The following is a 16,484-nucleotide window of genomic DNA, read 5'->3' as shown; positions in this document are numbered from 1 at the left end:
CCGTAGTTTCCTTCCGGGTGTGATAGCCACCCGGGTGCGACGCCCTGATCGAGGTGACTGTGACCCTGTACGGCGACAAGAAGCTGCCCGCGGACGACCGGCCCACCGTGCAGGTGACCGCGGTGCAGTGGCCCGTTGAGGAGACAGAGCAACCCGCCAACCGTCAACCGGGCGGGAAGTGGTCCCTACTATCTGGCGGCAGGTGGTCCCTTCCGCCTCGCGGGGGGTGGGCCAACCGCACCTGGCTGCTGATCGCCACCGGGGTCACCACCGCCGTGCTCGCCTCCGCGATCGGCATCGGCACCTACGCGTACGCCGGTGACGTACCCCGTGGCACGACCGTCCTCGGCGCGGAGCTCGGCGGTCAGAGCCAGGCAGCCGCGGCCGACGAGCTGCGCGCGGCGGTGGAACGACAGACCGCCGAGCTGAACGCTCCCCTGCCGGTGGTCGTCGGCGAACAGACTGCGGAGCTGGTGCCGGCCGAGGTGGGTCTCCAGGTTGACGTGGAGGCCACCGTGCGAGCCGCCATGCAGGTGGAGGCGCACGTCTTCGAGCGCCTCGTCGGCTCCCGCGCGGTGCCACCGGTGGTGACGGTGGACGTGGAGCGGCTCGACGCGGCGCTCAACGAGGTCTTGGGGGAGCAGAGCCGCAAGATGACCATGCCCGGAATCACCTGGAGTGGCCTCACCCCGAAAGCAACCCATCCGAAGCCCAGCCTGGAGCTCAACCGGGAGCACTCCGCGCAGGCAGTTCGGGAGGGCTGGTTGAGCGGCGAGCCGGTCACCATTCCGCTGGCCGAGACCCACCCGGTGACCACCGCCGAGGAGGTGGACCGGATGGTGACCGAGCTGGCGAAACCGGCCGTGGCGGCTCCGGTGACCCTGACGACGGACGAGGGCTCGGTGAGCATTCCGCCGGCGGCGATCGCGAAGAGCCTGCTGTTCACCGCCGACGAGGCTGGCACGTTGTCGGCGAAGGTCGATGGCGAGCGGCTCCGCACCGCGCTCGATGACGACCTGGCCAAGGTCGAGGTGAGCCCGAAGAACGCCCAGATGACCCTCACCGACGGCAAGCCGAAGATCACCGCGAGTCGGGACGGGAAGGAGCTGGACACCAGCGACCTTGGGGAGGCTCTACTCGCGGTCCTACCGCAGTCGGATGACCGTCGGGTGACGGGCACGCTCAAGACAAAGGAGCCGGAGCTCACCACGGAGAAGTTGGCCGGCCTGGGCATCAAGGAGAAGGTGTCGACCTTCACCACCCAGTTCCCCGGTGGGCTCTCCTCGCCCCGCAGTCAGAACATCATCACCGCCGCGAAGGACGTGGACAACACACTGGTGTTGCCCGGCGAGACGTTCTCCCTGAACGGGCATACCGGCGACCGGAACTACGCCAAGGGCTACCAGGACGCGCCGGTCATCCTCAACGGCAAGCTCGTACCGGGAGTCGGGGGCGGGGTCTCACAGTTCACCACGACGCTCTTCAACGCCACCTACTACGCGGGGCTCGAGGATGTCGAGCACAAGCCCCACTCGTACTACTTCAGCCGCTACCCCGCGGTCATCGAGTCCACGATCTTCTACCCAGAGCTCGACTTCAAGTTCCGCAACAACACCGAGTACGGGCTCCTGATCGACACCTCGTACACGTCGAACAAGATCACTGTTTCGATCTGGAGCACGAAGGTCTGGGACAAGGTGAAGACGGAGTACGGCCCCCGAAGCAACATCACCAAACCGAAGACGGTCTACCTGGAGCCAGGCCCGGACTGCATCGCCGCCAACGGCAGCGACGGGTTCAGCCAGAACGCCTACCGGGTGTTCTACAAGGATGGCAAGGAGACGAAGCGGGAGAAGTTCAGTTGGCGCTACGCCGCGGAGCCACGCTTCATCTGCGGCCCGGAGCCCTCCTGAACCCCGCCCCTCACCTGAACTGACCGGGCCCTGTCGGCACTGCGCCGGCAGGGCCCTCGTCTTCTCCCCGGCGACCACAGCCCCGGTCAGAGCCGGGACAGCAGCGACCGCGGCGCAGGGGCAGTTACCACGGCGCAGGGGCATCTACCCGCAGCGCGGGGCACACCAATGCCCGCAGCCGTCCAGCTGTCGTAGCCAACAGCTACAGCGCTTCGCGACGACCAGTCCCACGGTCCGGCCAGTGACTCGGCGGACCACGACGGCACAATGCGGCGGATTCGACAAGTCGGTGCGGTCGGGCCGACCACACTCAACGAGCAGCGGACAGGGAAGCCAGCGTGATTGACGCTGCCGCAGCTCAAGAGACAATGCCGTCACCGCTGACGGGGCCCCTTACGGTCGTCACACTGGTCCAACATCGGCCGGGACTGGGCGAGGACGGCAGGCGGCAGGCGGCGCAAAGAAACTTGGGGGCGTGGTGTTGAAGGGCTGGAAATGCGTTGAGGGCCGACCCGGGTAGGGTCGGCCCTCAACTGAAGTTTTGCCCGGCGGTGTCCTACTCTCCCACACCCTCCCGAGTGCAGTACCATCGGCGCTGGAGGGCTTAGCTTCCGGGTTCGGAATGTAACCGGGCGTTTCCCCTCCGCCATGACCGCCGTAACACTTATCGACATATCAAACACACCCAACACCACAGGCAATGTTTGTTTGCCAAGAGTTACACAGTGGACGCGCAGCAACTTAGTAATCAAGTCCTCGGCCTATTAGTACCGGTCAACTGAACCCGTTACCGAGCTTACATTTCCGGCCTATCAACCCAGTCGTCTAGCTGGGGGCCTTACCCCACCAAAGGTGGATGGGATACCTCATCTTGAAGCAGGCTTCCCGCTTAGATGCTTTCAGCGGTTATCCCTTCCGAACGTAGCTAACCAGCCGTGCCCCTGGCGGGACAACTGGCACACCAGAGGTTCGTCCGTCCCGGTCCTCTCGTACTAGGGACAGCCCTTCTCAAGTATCCTACGCGCACGGCGGATAGGGACCGAACTGTCTCACGACGTTCTAAACCCAGCTCGCGTACCGCTTTAATGGGCGAACAGCCCAACCCTTGGGACCTGCTACAGCCCCAGGATGCGACGAGCCGACATCGAGGTGCCAAACCATCCCGTCGATATGGACTCTTGGGGAAGATCAGCCTGTTATCCCCGGGGTACCTTTTATCCGTTGAGCGACACCGCTTCCATTCGCCAGTGCCGGATCACTAGTCCCGACTTTCGTCCCTGCTCGACCCGTCAGTCTCACAGTCAAGCTCCCTTGTGCACTTACACTCAACACCTGATTGCCAACCAGGCTGAGGGAACCTTTGGGCGCCTCCGTTACCCTTTAGGAGGCAACCGCCCCAGTTAAACTACCCACCAGACACTGTCCCTGAACCGGATAACGGTCCGAAGTTAGATACCCAAACCAACCAGAGTGGTATTTCAAGATTGCCTCCACATGCACTGGCGTGCACACTTCACCGGCTCCCACCTATCCTACACAAGCTAATTCAGATACCAATGTCAAGCTATAGTAAAGGTCCCGGGGTCTTTCCGTCCTGCCGCGCGTAACGAGCATCTTTACTCGTAATGCAATTTCGCCGGGCCTGTGGTTGAGACAGTGGGGAAGTCGTTACGCCATTCGTGCAGGTCGGAACTTACCCGACAAGGAATTTCGCTACCTTAGGATGGTTATAGTTACCACCGCCGTTTACTGGCGCTTAAGTTCTCCGCTTCGCCCCGAAAGACTAACAGGTCCCCTTAACGTTCCAGCACCGGGCAGGCGTCAGTCCATATACATCGAATTACTTCTTCGCATGGACCTGTGTTTTTAGTAAACAGTCGCTTCCCCCTGCTCTCTGCGGCCATACAACGCTCCAGCAGCACGTGCCTTCACGTCTCCGGCCCCCCTTCTCCCAAAGTTACGGGGGCAATTTGCCGAGTTCCTTAACCACAGTTCACCCGATCGCCTTGGTATTCTCTACCTGACCACCTGTGTCGGTTTAGGGTACGGGCCGCTCGGAACTCGCTAGAGGCTTTTCTCGACAGCATAGGATCACTGACTTCACCTGAATCGGCTCGGCATCACGTCTCAGCCACACGCGCCGCGGATTTACCTACGACACAGCCTACACGCTTACCCCGGCACAACCACCGGCCGGGCTCAGCTACCTTCCTGCGTCACCCCATCGCTTGACTACTACCCGCCAGGTTCCCACGCTCCCCCAGCACAGTCCGAAGACCACACCAAGCTCGGATGGTTAGCACAACGAGGTTCATCAGGGACGCTCCTTCGCGGGTACGGGAATATCAACCCGTTATCCATCGACTACGCCTCTCGGCCTCGCCTTAGGCCCCGACTCACCCAGGGCGGATTAACCTGGCCCTGGAACCCTTGGTCATCCGGCGGAAGGGTTTCTCACCCTTCTTTCGCTACTCATGCCTGCATTCTCACTCGCACCGTGTCCACAACTCGATCACTCGGCTGCTTCACCCCCGGCACGACGCTCCCCTACCCATCCACACACCTACACACAACCCAAAGGCCATGCGAAGTACACGCGTGAATGCCACAGCTTCGGCGGTGTGCTTGAGCCCCGCTACATTGTCGGCGCGGAACCACTTGACCAGTGAGCTATTACGCACTCTTTCAAGGATGGCTGCTTCTAAGCCAACCTCCTGGTTGTCTATGCGACCCCACATCCTTTTCCACTTAGCACACGCTTAGGGGCCTTAGCTGGTGATCTGGGCTGTTTCCCTCTCGACTACGAAGCTTATCCCCCGCAGTCTCACTGCCGCGCTCTCACTTACCGGCATTCGGAGTTTGGCTGATTTCGGTAAGCTTGTAGGCCCCCTAGACCATCCAGTGCTCTACCTCCGGCAAGAAACACACGACGCTGCACCTAAATGCATTTCGGGGAGAACCAGCTATCACGGAGTTTGATTGGCCTTTCACCCCTAACCACAGGTCATCCCCCAACTTTTCAACGTTGGTGGGTTCGGCCCTCCACGCAGTCTTACCCACGCTTCAGCCTGCCCATGGCTAGATCACTCCGCTTCGGGTCTAGGACACGCGACTCTAACGCCCTATTCAGACTCGCTTTCGCTACGGCTCCCCCACCCGGGTTAACCTCGCCACATGCCACTAACTCGCAGGCTCATTCTTCAAAAGGCACGCCGTCACCCCACAAATGAGGCTCCGACGGATTGTAGGCGAACGGTTTCAGGTACTATTTCACTCCCCTCCCGGGGTACTTTTCACCATTCCCTCACGGTACTATCCGCTATCGGTCACCAGGAAGTATTTAGGCTTACCAGATGGTCCTGGCAGATTCACGGCAGATTACAGGAGTCCGCCGCTACTCGGGAACACCCACAGGAGACTGGCAGTTTTCACCTACCGGACTTTCACCGTCTACGGTCAGCCATTCCAGACTGTTCAACTAACCACCAGCTTTATCACTCCCCACACGAGTGTCAGCCCGTGTCGCAGGATCCCACAACCCCGACCACGCAACCCCTGACAGGTATCACACGCCGCCGGTTTAGCCCCAATCCGCTTTCGCTCGCCACTACTCACGGAATCACATATTGTTTTCTCTTCCTACGGGTACTGAGATGTTTCACTTCCCCGCGTTCCCTCCACACACCCTATGAGTTCAGGTGCAGGTGACATCACATGACTGATGCCAGGTTTCCCCATTCGGACATCCTGGGATCACAGCTCGGTTGACAACTCCCCCAGGCCTTTCGCGGCCTCCCACGTCCTTCATCGGCTCCTGGTGCCAAGGCATCCACCGTTCGCCCTTGACAACTTGACCACAAAGATGCTCGCGTCCACTGTGTAATTCTCAACAAACAACCAACCCGCAACCACCACCCCGCACCAGCAACACCAACCCCACCCCACAAGGGCAGAACCAGCACCCGGTATACGAGACAAGCCACGCCAGGCAACACCGCCACCCCCGCAACACCACCAACCGGCGACATCACAGGAACAACGGCCCAAGAAACAACCACACGGTCATTCCTTCAGGACCCAACAGGGTGTCCAACGCCAACCCCAGCCGCATCATCAAACCCCTTCCAACCACCCCCCAAACAGGGAGCGTGTACAAGAGCATCAAACCGCTGCCAAAACTGACTAGCCAGTGTCTCCGACCAATGAGCACCCCATCACCCAACACAGGCAACCGAGGCTCCATACCGCCCTTCGACGGATGGCGCTCCTTAGAAAGGAGGTGATCCAGCCGCACCTTCCGGTACGGCTACCTTGTTACGACTTCGTCCCAATCGCCAGCCCCACCTTCGACGGCTCCCCCCACAAGGGTTAGGCCACCGGCTTCGGGTGTTGCCGACTTTCGTGACGTGACGGGCGGTGTGTACAAGGCCCGGGAACGTATTCACCGCAGCGTTGCTGATCTGCGATTACTAGCGACTCCGACTTCACGGGGTCGAGTTGCAGACCCCGATCCGAACTGAGACCGGCTTTTTGGGATTCGCTCCACCTCACGGTATCGCAGCCCATTGTACCGGCCATTGTAGCATGCGTGAAGCCCTGGACATAAGGGGCATGATGACTTGACGTCATCCCCACCTTCCTCCGAGTTGACCCCGGCAGTCTTCGATGAGTCCCCGCCATAACGCGCTGGCAACATCGAACAAGGGTTGCGCTCGTTGCGGGACTTAACCCAACATCTCACGACACGAGCTGACGACAGCCATGCACCACCTGTCACCGGCCCCGAAGGACCCCCCATCTCTGAAGGATTTCCGGCGATGTCAAACCCAGGTAAGGTTCTTCGCGTTGCATCGAATTAATCCGCATGCTCCGCCGCTTGTGCGGGCCCCCGTCAATTCCTTTGAGTTTTAGCCTTGCGGCCGTACTCCCCAGGCGGGGCGCTTAATGCGTTAGCTGCGGCACAGAGAACCGGAGAGGCCCCCCACACCTAGCGCCCAACGTTTACAGCGTGGACTACCAGGGTATCTAATCCTGTTCGCTCCCCACGCTTTCGCTCCTCAGCGTCAGTATCGGCCCAGAGACCCGCCTTCGCCACCGGTGTTCCTCCTGATATCTGCGCATTTCACCGCTACACCAGGAATTCCAGTCTCCCCTACCGAACTCTAGCCTGCCCGTATCGACTGCAAGCCCGAAGTTGAGCCACGGGTTTTCACAGTCGACGCGACAAGCCGCCTACGAGCTCTTTACGCCCAATAAATCCGGACAACGCTCGCGCCCTACGTCTTACCGCGGCTGCTGGCACGTAGTTGGCCGGCGCTTCTTCTGCAGGTACCGTCACAAACGCTTCGTCCCTGCTGAAAGAGGTTTACAACCCGAAGGCCGTCATCCCTCACGCGGCGTCGCTGCATCAGGCTTCCGCCCATTGTGCAAGATTCCCCACTGCTGCCTCCCGTAGGAGTCTGGGCCGTGTCTCAGTCCCAGTGTGGCCGGTCGCCCTCTCAGGCCGGCTACCCGTCGCCGCCTTGGTAGGCCATTACCCCACCAACAAGCTGATAGGCCGCGAGTCCATCCCAAGCCGAAAAATCTTTCCACCAACCACCATGCGGCAGCCAGTCATATCCGGTATTAGCCCCGGTTTCCCGGGGTTATCCCAAAGCCTGGGGCAGGTTACTCACGTGTTACTCACCCGTTCGCCGCTCGAGTACCCCGAAGGGCCTTTCCGCTCGACTTGCATGTGTTAAGCACGCCGCCAGCGTTCGTCCTGAGCCAGGATCAAACTCTCCAACAAAAACTTGAAGAAAATCCCAGCAACAAAAAACAATTTGCTGCCAAATTCAAGCCCAAGCCAACCCACCAAACAGCAGGCCAACCCAGACCAAAACGGCACTGGCTTTCCAAACACCCTGTTGAGTTCTCAAAGAACAACCACACACCATCAGAACCCCAAACCAGGGCCCCTCCGGAGGCAACCGCTCCAGCCCGCCACTCTCGCGCCAGGCACTTTTACTACTTTACCTCACCGTCTCCGCCGTGTCAAACCGTTTGTCCCGGTCTGTCGTGCTTCGCACGGTTCAGCTCCCGTTGAGCACACACGAGGTTGCCCGCGTGTGTGATCCTCGGATTTGGCAGACCGGCCGCCCGCGGTTTCCCGCTGACTCGCCCGGTTCCTGCCGGCAGTACCTTACCCGGTCGGTTTCGCCGCACCAAATCGGCCTCTCGGCAGACTCGGTGGGCACCACCCGGCCGGCGACTTGAAAGTGAAGCTTCTTGTCGCCGGTGCCGCTTGGAGCGGGCCTCTGGGCTTTCGCCCTGTTTGCCCCGTTCCGCGCTGGCAGAGAGAAAGTTACGCGGATTCGGGTTCGCCCGTCAAATCGAGCGGCTGCGGCCCCCGTCACACTCGCGTCCCGGGTGGCGGGCAGGCGCGTGAGCTGGGGCGGCAGCCGAGTCAGGTGGGACACCAGGCCCACGACGACGCGGGCGGTCCGCGTATCACCTGACCTGTGTCCAGTGGAGCGACAACGCGGCTAACCGCCGACCACCCGCAAACCTCGGGGGCGCTGGCGCCAATCCAGCGACTGATTCGGTGCAATCACCGAATAAGGGTTGAAACAGGCACTAATCTACGAACGGCTGACGACCTGAGGCGATTGCGGGAAGAGACCAGGAGGGGGATGGGTCCATGACCGTGCAGACCAGACTCATCGTGAACGGTCAGGACCGGGAGTGGACGCTCGATGCCCGAACGACGCTGCTGGACGCACTGCGAGATCAACTTGGCCTCTACGGCACGAAGAGGGGGTGCGACCATGGACAGTGCGGTGCCTGCACGGTCCATGTCGACGACCGGCCCGTGGTGGCCTGTCTGACCCTCGCCGCCCAGGTCGCCGGCGGTTCGGTACGGACCGTTGAGGGGCTCACGGAATCGGCGGACCAACTGCATCCGATGCAACAGGCGTTCCTCGACTGCGACGCCCTGCAGTGTGGCTACTGCACTCCGGGACAGCTGATGTCGGCGATTGCCTGTGTCAACGAGGGGCACGCCGGGTCCACCGACGCGATCCGGGAGTTCATGAGTGGGAATCTCTGCCGCTGCGGCGCCTACCAGGGCATCGTCCAAGCGGTCGCCAGGGTTCAGGCCGCCGGTCACGGGCGGTCCTGATGCGGGCCTTCACCTACACCCGGGCGCGCTCCACGGCGGAGGCGGTATCGACGTTCGCCACCTCTCCCGACGACCAACCCCACTACCTCAGCGGTGGAACGACCCTCGTGGACCTGATGAAGCTCGACGTCGAAGCCCCCGGTCTGGTCATCGACCTGACCGACGTCCCGGACCTCGACTTCGTCCGGGAGGAGCAGGGCGACCTGGTCATCGGCGCGCTGACCCGGATGAACGACGTCGCGAACCACTCGCTGGTCAGTACCAACTGCCCGGTGCTCGCGGAGTCCCTCCTGTCCGCGGCTTCACAACAGTTACGGAACATGGCGCGGATCGGCGGCAACCTGCTGCAACGCACCCGCTGCGGCTACTTCCGATCGGTCGAGTTCTCGTGCAACAAGCGTCAGCCCGGGTCGGGGTGCTCCGCGATGGAGGGCGTCAACCGCCACCACGCCGTCCTCGGTACCAGCGACCGCTGCATCGCCGTCTATCCCGGCGACCTGGCGGTGGCGCTGACCGCCTTCGACGCGAGCCTCTCCGTCATCGGGCCCGACGGCACCCGATCCATCTCGATCCATGACCTGTTCGTGCCGCCGGGCGACACGCCACACCGGGAGACGACCCTCGAGCCCGGCGAGTTCATCACTGCCGTCCGGGTGCCGATGACACCGGCGGCGCAGTCGTCCAGCTACCAGAAGGTGAGCGACCGGAGTTCGTACTCGTTCGCCCTCGCGTCAGCAGCCGTCGGGCTCCACCTCGACGCAGGGGGTACCGCCAGCGAGATACGGATCGCGCTCGGCAGCCTGGGCACTGTGCCCTGGCGGGCACGGGAGGCCGAGCAAGCACTGACCGGTACCCAGCTGGACGAGGCGTCCATCCGTAGGGCGCTGGAGCCGGAATTCCGGTCGGCTCGCACCACGCCGCAGAACCACTTCCGGGTACGGCTGGCGGTGGAGACCGTACTCGAGGCCGTCGCGACGGCTCAGCAGAGGATGGGATGAACGCCATGGCCTGGATCGGCTCCGACCACGTCCGCCACGACGGCGCCGACAAGGTCCGCGGCGAACCGATCTACGGTGCCGATCGAACGGCCGCGGCGATGGCGTACGCGGTCCCGGTCAGTGCGACCGTGGGCCGCGGTCGGATCACGACGCTCGAGACCGCCAAGGCGGAACGGGTGCGGGGTGTGCTCGCGGTACTCACACACGAAAACCTGGATCGCCTGCACCCGTCCGAATTCTCCTTCGGATTGGGGAGCGCGAGCGAGAGCTTCCAACCGCTGCGGGACAACACCGTGGCCTACCGCGGTCAGCCAATCGCGATCGTGGTGGCGGAGACCTTGGAGGCCGCGGCAGAAGCCGCGGCGTTGGTAACCGCCCGCTACGACGTCGAACCGTTCGCGGTGGAACTCGACGACCCAGGGGGCGAACGGGTCGACCAGGCAGAGGCGGTGCCCGCGTTCCCCGTGGTGGAGATCGGCGAGGGTGACCGGCCACTCGACCAGGCGCCCGTTGTGGTCGACGCCACCTACCACTCCCCCGCGCAGCACCACAACGCACTGGAACTGCTGTCCACCCTCGCCGAGTGGCACGAAGGGGCGCTCCTGATCCATGAGGGCACTCAGGCGGCGGGACGCGTCCGGCACGCCCTGGCGAAGCAGTTCGGGATCCCGATGGAGCTGGTCCAGGTCGTCTCGCCGACCCTCGGTGGCGGTTTCGGCCAGCGCACCGGTCAGACGTACAGCACCACCCTGGCCGCCCTGGCCGCCCGGCGGGTTGACCGGCCGGTGATGCTGATCGTCCCGCGGTCCGCCGTCTTCCACAGCGTGCACTTTCGGGCCGCGACCCGGCACCGGATCCGGCTCGGTGCACGGGACGACGGCACGATCACCTCCCTGGTGCACGACGCATTCGCGCAGACATCACGCCATGACCTGATGCCGTTCTGGGGGCCGCAGGTCTCGGGAAGTATGTACGGAATCCCGAATTTCCGCGGCACCACCACCCTGGTGCGACTCGATACCCAGACCCCCGGCTACATGCGCGCGCCGATGGAGATGGCGACGATGTTCGCGCTGGAGAGCGCCCTGGACGAACTCGCCGAGCGGGTGGGCGTCGATCCGGTCGAGCTACGACGGCGCCACGACACCGCTACCGACCCAGCAACCGGCAAACCATTCTCCTCGCGGCGACTCAAACAGTGCCTTGATCGGGGCGCTGAGCGGTTTGGCTGGTCGGATCGCGACCCGGCGATCGGGTCGATGCGCGGCGACGATGGCAGCCTCATTGGCTGGGGCGTGGCGACGGGTTGCTATCCCGGCCTCGCCTCCGCCGCCGGCGCGCACGTACGGCTGTGTGACGACGGCACGGCGGAGGTCGCGATCAGCGGACACGAGATGGGCCAAGGCATCCGTACCGTGATCGCGCTGGCCGCGGCCGACTCCCTCGGCCTCTCGCCCAACAACATTCGGGTAACCGTTGGTGACACCCGGGTCGCTCCTCAGCCAGAAACCGGTGCCTCGTGGGGAACCGCCTCCGCCCTGCCGGCCATCCGGGAAGCGGCCATCAGGATCCGAGCCCACCTGCATCAAATCGCCGCCACGCATGGCGAGCCGGTTGCCAACGTTGATGTCAGCGAGTGCCGACTGGCGGAGGGACGGCTGCTCGGGCCAGACAACTCGGGGCCACCGATAACCGGGCTTCTCATGGCCGCCGGTGTCCCCTCGGTCGAGGCTCCCGGGCAGTACTTCGCCCCAGGGCGAAGCCCGACCGAAGCACCCGACAGCGCCACGGCGCCGATGAGCGCGGTGATGGCGGACGTGGACAACGCCCGGGTGGGCCCGGTCTTCCCCGACTTCGTCACCTGCTCCTATGTCGCCCACTTCGTCGAGGTCCGCGTCGGTCCCCGGATCCGCCGACCGCGGGTCACCCGGATGCTGTCGGTCATCGACTGCGGGCGGGTGATCAGTCGGCGCACCGCCACCAGCCAGGCCCTGGGTGGCCTGGTGTGGGGCATCAGCACCGCGCTCCGCGAGGAGAGCACCGTGGACCCTCGCTTCGGCGGCTTCCTCAATACCAACCTGTGCGACTACCTGGTTCCGGTGAACGCCGACGTGCCCACACTCGATGTCGACTTCATTGACGAGCCGGACCCGTCGTTCAGCGCGTTCGGCCTCAAGAACCTGGGCGAGGTCGTCCATGTCGGGGCGGCAGCGGCGATCACCAACGCCGTCTACCACGCGACCGGGGTCCGGGTCCGGCGTCTGCCCGTCCGCATCGAGGACCTCATGACAGAGCCTGCTCGGTAACGGCCCAAGGGTTGTCCACACCGCGTTGGGCCGCTCACCGCGGGTCGGCAGGGAGTCTGATGACAGCGGGAATCAGGTACATCGCGCCGACCCTACGGCGGTGGTATTCGGCCGACCTCTCCGTCGCCATGGCCGTTGTCGTCGGGGTGACGGGGAGCGCACCGTGTCCGGTTGGGACGGTGATGGCCAGCTGCGCCACCGGCGAGGTCGCCGGTGGCGTGGCCGGCGGGTGCATCGACGGCGCGGTCCTCACGGCGGCCCAGGACGCGATCCGTTCTGGTCGGGTGCACCGGAACCGCTACACCCACCAGAGCGACGGCTCACCGGTGCTCGGCCTCTCCTGTCGTAGCGAGATCGACGTGGTGGTGCTGCCCGCGGCGGTGGAGGTCATGGCACCGCTGCTCGAGCGGTTGCTGGCGAATCGGACGGTCGGTTCCGCTCTGGTGCTACCCGCCGGCCGACAAGCGACGCTGCTGGTGGCAGACCCGGACAGGTTGTGGGGGTCGTCGGGCGATCCGGGGCTGGATGAGCGCGTGGCACGCCGGCTCCGGGAGCGGGTGTCCACCGGAACGGGGCAGGTCGAACGCATCGTCAACGGCGGCGGGCAGCCGATTAACGTCCTGCTCGCCAGACACCAGCCGGCACCCCGCATGGTGCTCTACGGGATGAGTCCGGTCGCCCGCGCGATGAGCCAACTCGGGCGCTTTCTCGGCTTCGAGGTGACCGTGTGTGACCCCCGGCCGGTGTTCATGCGGGCAGAGCACTTCCCGGACGCCCACCAGGTGGTCTGTGACTGGCCACACCGCCACCTGCGCAGCGTCGAGGCTGACGCCCGGAGCGCCATCGTGGTACTCAGCCATGATGATCGCCATGAGACCGAACTGCTGTCGCTGGCCCTACGGGGGCGTGCCGGCTACGTCGGCGTGATCGGCAGCCGCGAAACGCACCGCGAGCGGCTGCTCCGGCTCACCGCGGCCGGTTTGACCGAGGACGAACTCGGCCGGCTGCGGGCGCCCATCGGCCTCGACCTGGGCGCCCAAACGCCCCAGGAAACCGCCGTGTCCATCTGCGCCGAAGTGATCGCGGTCGCCGGCACCGGGGGCACCGGTCGGCCGCTGACCTACCTGGCTGGCCCCATCCACAGGCGTGTCGACGTCCCGGTCAGCTGAACATGCGGAAACGACGGCATGGCCCGGCCTGCTCACCGGCCGACGCAGGACCGGTGGACGCAGGACCGGTGGACGCAGGACCGGTGGACGCAGGACCGGTGGATGCAGGACCGGACGCGGTGCGCACCGGCCACGTCGCGGGTCTGCTGCTCGCCGCTGGAGCGGGACGGCGGTACGGCGGGCCGAAGGCGCTCGTGGCTTTCCGGGGCCAGCCCCTGGTGCTGCGGAGCCGAGCCGTGCTGGTGACCGCCGGCTGCGCCCCCGTACTGGTCGTGGTGGGGGCGCGGGCGGAGGCCGTGACCGAGTTGGTCCGCTCCGGTGTCGTCCGAAACCCGGCGTGGCCGACCGGCATGGGTTCATCGCTGCGCGCGGGGTTGGCGGCGCTGGAGGTAACCGCCGCGTCGGCTGCTGTCGTGACCTTGGTGGACATGCCGGGGGTGGGAGTCGAGGCGGTACGCCGGGTGGCCGCCGCCGCGCGACCCGACGCCCTGGCGGTCGCCGGCTACCACGACGGCCGGTGGGCACACCCGGTACTGCTCGGACGTGCGCACTGGGCCGGCGTCGCCGCGAGCGCCACCCGGGACCGGGGCGCTCGGGACTACCTCCGTCAGCATCGTGACCTCGTCAGGGTCGTCCCCTGCGCCGACGTGGCCGACGCCCAGGACCTCGACGTGCCCCCGAAGGTCCGGCGTTGATGTGCCGGCGCAGGGCTTCGGCTGGGTCGGACCACCGTCCTCAACGGCCCGCCGCCGCCTCGGGCGAAAGCACTCTCCCTCAACCGACGTCAGCCCGGTAGAAGACGTACCGGCCCAGTCGGGCTCGGCCGTAGCCGTTCTCCCGGACGCCGGTCAGCCCGGCGTCAACCAACGCGGACAGGGCCCGGTCGGGGAGGCTGTCCCCGGTCCGCCCAGAGCGGTGGACATGGCCGCCTTCGTGTCCGGGAAGACTGCCGTCGATGTCGGCGACATGCAGCTCCCCGCCGGGACGCAGCACCCGCCGAACCTCCCGCAGCACTCCCACCCAATCCTCCTCGTCAATGTGATGCAGCATGAACGAGGAGAGCACCCGATCGACGCTGTCGTCCAGCAGCGGCAAGTCATCGGCGAAGGCACGCTCGTACTGGATCTGCACCTTGGCCCGGGCCGCCTTGCGGCGGGCACGGCGCAGGGCGCTGAGGTCCGGATCGATCCCCACCGCGTGGACCTCCGGGTGACGGCGCTTGAGCGTCCGCAGCAGATCACCGGTGCCACAGCCAATCTCCAGTACTCGTTGTCCCGGCCGAAGATTCGCGCGGTCCAGCAAGTTCGCATGGACCCGTCCGATGCCGATAAAGCGGGCGAACGGATCGTAGAGGGGCAGCAACCATTGCTTGCCCATGGCGGGCAGATAGGCCCGATTCTCAGAATGGGAGTTGTGCTGTCCGGTCATGGCACGCTCCGGTAATAGCGGAAACTCGGTCGTACCCTCAGCCTCATGGACAGCGAAGCTGCGGACAATGGCGGAACTGTGGACAGGATGCGACGGAACTTGGCTCCCCCATCCCGCCAGGTCGGTGTCACCGGGCAGGGCGTGCCGGTCTTCGGCTTCGGCCACCTGCCCGGCATCGCCCCGGTCGCGGTAGCCCGTCACCCCGACGGCGAGCCATTCCTCGACCTCGCCACCGTCGGCGCCCACACCCACGAATTCCTGGTGCTCTACTACGCCCACGTGGGTCAGGGGACGGTACGCATCGACGACCGCACCTGGACAGTGGCCGACGGAGACCTCTTCGTCATCGCACCCGGGCAGGTCGTCTCCTCCAGCGACCCGTTCGCGGAGGTCACCAGCGACGGCTGGACGGTCTGGTTCCCGGCCGACGTGGTCCGGCCCGGGATGCCCGGCGCCTACTCATCCTGGCGGACGCACCCATTGCTTTTTCCGTTCGCGCAGGGCAGCAACCGGGCCCAGCGGCTACCGGTCCCACCGGTCGACCGGGGCAGCCTGATGGAGCGCTTCGCCGCACTCGACGCCGAGATCCGGACCCGCCGCGACGGGCACCAAGAGGCCGCCCTCGCCCACCTGACCCTGCTGCTCGTGACCGTGGCCCGCTTGACGACCGACCTCGCCGACCACCTGCGCTGCGCCGACGAACCGCTGCTGGCGGCCGTCTTCGAGGCCATCGAAGCGCGCTACCACCAGCCCATCTCCCTCGCCGACATCGCCGCCGACCTCGCGCTGACCACCGGCTACCTCACCACAGCCGTGCGTCGCAAGACCGGCCGAACCGTAACCCAGTGGATCACTCAACGCCGGATGCAGCAGGCACGCCTACTGCTCACCGAGACCGACCTGGCCGTCAGTGCGATCAGCCGCCGGGTCGGTTACCCCGACACCAGCTACTTCAGCAAACGCTTCCGTGCCCGCCACGGAGTCACCCCGACCCAGTGGCGGGAGGCCGCACCGCCCGCGATGTGAAGACAACCGCGCACCACCGGCACCGCGCGGGGGTGTCACGACCGGCATCACTCGTCCGACGGCGCCAAGACAACCGAATCGATCCAGCCCAAGGCCGCGACGGCGGTAGGAAAGCCACAGGTAGTGATGGCCGCGAGCGCGACGGCTCGCACCTCGTCCACGGTCGCACCATGCTGAAGCGCCTTACGGACATTGGAGCGCACCGCTCCCTCCGCCTCGGCCCCAACCGCCACCGCCAATTTGATCAACCGGTCGGTCCGGTCGTCAAAGGAGTTGCGCTCCCGCACCGTCCGCGCCAGCACGCCCTGCGCCGCTGCGACATCCGGGAAGCGTTCCAGGAACTTCACGTAGACATCCGGAAGATACTGCTGCTGCATATCACCCTCCGCTACCGCCCGATATTGACACATTAGCCTCGAGCCGTGGTCACCGTGGTCCGAGGACGTATCCAGGCAGAACTCACGCCTCGAAGGGCCGCCGCGTCG

At 64.9% G+C, this 16,484-nt stretch carries 9 protein-coding genes and 3 rRNA genes; 7 read left to right on the top strand and 5 right to left on the bottom strand.

Annotated elements, in window-relative coordinates; translation table 11 throughout:
- Positions 1–53: 53 nt before the first annotated feature.
- Positions 54–1,913 carry a VanW family protein gene (locus tag SALPAC4_RS0110875; RefSeq protein WP_027644657.1) on the top strand — a complete coding sequence of 620 codons (1,860 nt, stop codon included), beginning with the start codon at positions 54–56 and terminating at the stop codon, positions 1,911–1,913.
- A 543-nt stretch (positions 1,914–2,456) separates the two neighbouring features.
- On the opposite strand, the gene rrf is transcribed toward SALPAC4_RS0110875, so the two are convergent.
- The 3 genes from rrf to SALPAC4_RS0110855 form a co-directional block, all read right to left on the bottom strand.
- Positions 2,457–2,573: ribosomal RNA gene (gene rrf, locus SALPAC4_RS0110870) — 5S ribosomal RNA — on the bottom strand.
- Between the two features lie 84 nt (positions 2,574–2,657).
- Positions 2,658–5,769: ribosomal RNA gene (locus SALPAC4_RS0110865) — 23S ribosomal RNA — on the bottom strand.
- A gap of 416 nt (positions 5,770–6,185) precedes the next feature.
- Positions 6,186–7,701 (bottom strand): 16S ribosomal RNA (locus SALPAC4_RS0110855).
- Together the 16S, 23S and 5S rRNA genes form the textbook arrangement of a ribosomal RNA operon.
- Before the next feature lie 891 nt (positions 7,702–8,592).
- Here SALPAC4_RS0110855 and SALPAC4_RS0110850 point away from each other — a divergent pair.
- The 5 genes from SALPAC4_RS0110850 to SALPAC4_RS0110830 are packed head-to-tail and all read left to right on the top strand — an operon-like array spanning position 8,593 to position 14,240.
- The gene (locus SALPAC4_RS0110850) at positions 8,593–9,072 is read left to right on the top strand and encodes a (2Fe-2S)-binding protein (protein WP_019870337.1); all 480 of its coding nucleotides are present in this window, start codon (positions 8,593–8,595) and stop codon (positions 9,070–9,072) included.
- Positions 9,072–10,070 carry an FAD binding domain-containing protein gene (locus tag SALPAC4_RS0110845; protein WP_019870336.1) on the top strand — a complete coding sequence of 333 codons (999 nt, stop codon included), beginning with the start codon at positions 9,072–9,074 and terminating at the stop codon, positions 10,068–10,070. The genes SALPAC4_RS0110850 and SALPAC4_RS0110845 overlap by 1 nt, the downstream gene beginning before the upstream one ends.
- Positions 10,067–12,376 (top strand): xanthine dehydrogenase family protein molybdopterin-binding subunit, encoded by a 2,310-nt coding sequence (locus SALPAC4_RS0110840; RefSeq protein WP_019870335.1) that lies wholly within the window; start codon positions 10,067–10,069, stop codon positions 12,374–12,376. Before SALPAC4_RS0110845 ends, SALPAC4_RS0110840 begins: the two co-directional genes overlap by 4 nt.
- 59 nt (positions 12,377–12,435) lie before the next feature.
- The gene (locus SALPAC4_RS0110835; protein WP_019870334.1) at positions 12,436–13,545 is read left to right on the top strand and encodes an XdhC family protein; all 1,110 of its coding nucleotides are present in this window, start codon (positions 12,436–12,438) and stop codon (positions 13,543–13,545) included.
- A gap of 2 nt (positions 13,546–13,547) precedes the next feature.
- The gene (locus tag SALPAC4_RS0110830) at positions 13,548–14,240 is read left to right on the top strand and encodes a nucleotidyltransferase family protein (protein ID WP_027644755.1); all 693 of its coding nucleotides are present in this window, start codon (positions 13,548–13,550) and stop codon (positions 14,238–14,240) included.
- Between the two features lie 79 nt (positions 14,241–14,319).
- Here the strand turns inward: SALPAC4_RS0110830 and SALPAC4_RS0110825 are convergent, their stop codons facing one another.
- Positions 14,320–14,973 (bottom strand): class I SAM-dependent methyltransferase, encoded by a 654-nt coding sequence (locus SALPAC4_RS0110825; RefSeq protein ID WP_018730799.1) that lies wholly within the window; start codon positions 14,971–14,973, stop codon positions 14,320–14,322.
- A gap of 141 nt (positions 14,974–15,114) precedes the next feature.
- Here SALPAC4_RS0110825 and SALPAC4_RS0110820 point away from each other — a divergent pair, with 141 nt between their 5' ends.
- Positions 15,115–15,999 carry an AraC family transcriptional regulator gene (locus SALPAC4_RS0110820; RefSeq protein WP_019870331.1) on the top strand — a complete coding sequence of 295 codons (885 nt, stop codon included), beginning with the start codon at positions 15,115–15,117 and terminating at the stop codon, positions 15,997–15,999.
- 47 nt (positions 16,000–16,046) lie between these two features.
- On the opposite strand, the gene SALPAC4_RS0110815 is transcribed toward SALPAC4_RS0110820, so the two are convergent.
- The gene (locus SALPAC4_RS0110815; protein WP_019870330.1) at positions 16,047–16,376 is read right to left on the bottom strand and encodes a carboxymuconolactone decarboxylase family protein; all 330 of its coding nucleotides are present in this window, start codon (positions 16,374–16,376) and stop codon (positions 16,047–16,049) included.
- Between the last annotated feature and the right edge of the window lie 108 nt (positions 16,377–16,484).

It is taken from the genome of Salinispora oceanensis (assembly GCF_000383575.1).
In the GTDB taxonomy this organism is placed as follows: Bacteria; Actinomycetota; Actinomycetes; order Mycobacteriales; family Micromonosporaceae; genus Micromonospora; species Micromonospora oceanensis.
This window is presented reverse-complemented; position numbering and strand designations above follow the sequence as displayed.

Excerpts from the sequence above, each read along its gene's own strand:
- SALPAC4_RS0110825 (WP_018730799.1), bottom strand. The coding sequence starts at position 14,973 with ATGACCGGACAGCACAACTCCCATTCTGAGAATCGGGCCTATCTGCCC.
- SALPAC4_RS0110815 (WP_019870330.1), bottom strand. The coding sequence starts at position 16,376 with ATGCAGCAGCAGTATCTTCCGGATGTCTACGTGAAGTTCCTGGAACGC.
- SALPAC4_RS0110830 (WP_027644755.1), top strand. The coding sequence starts at position 13,548 with ATGCGGAAACGACGGCATGGCCCGGCCTGCTCACCGGCCGACGCAGGA.
- SALPAC4_RS0110845 (WP_019870336.1), top strand. The coding sequence starts at position 9,072 with ATGCGGGCCTTCACCTACACCCGGGCGCGCTCCACGGCGGAGGCGGTA.
- SALPAC4_RS0110850 (WP_019870337.1), top strand. The coding sequence starts at position 8,593 with ATGACCGTGCAGACCAGACTCATCGTGAACGGTCAGGACCGGGAGTGG.
- SALPAC4_RS0110840 (WP_019870335.1), top strand. The coding sequence starts at position 10,067 with ATGAACGCCATGGCCTGGATCGGCTCCGACCACGTCCGCCACGACGGC.
- SALPAC4_RS0110835 (WP_019870334.1), top strand. The coding sequence starts at position 12,436 with ATGACAGCGGGAATCAGGTACATCGCGCCGACCCTACGGCGGTGGTAT.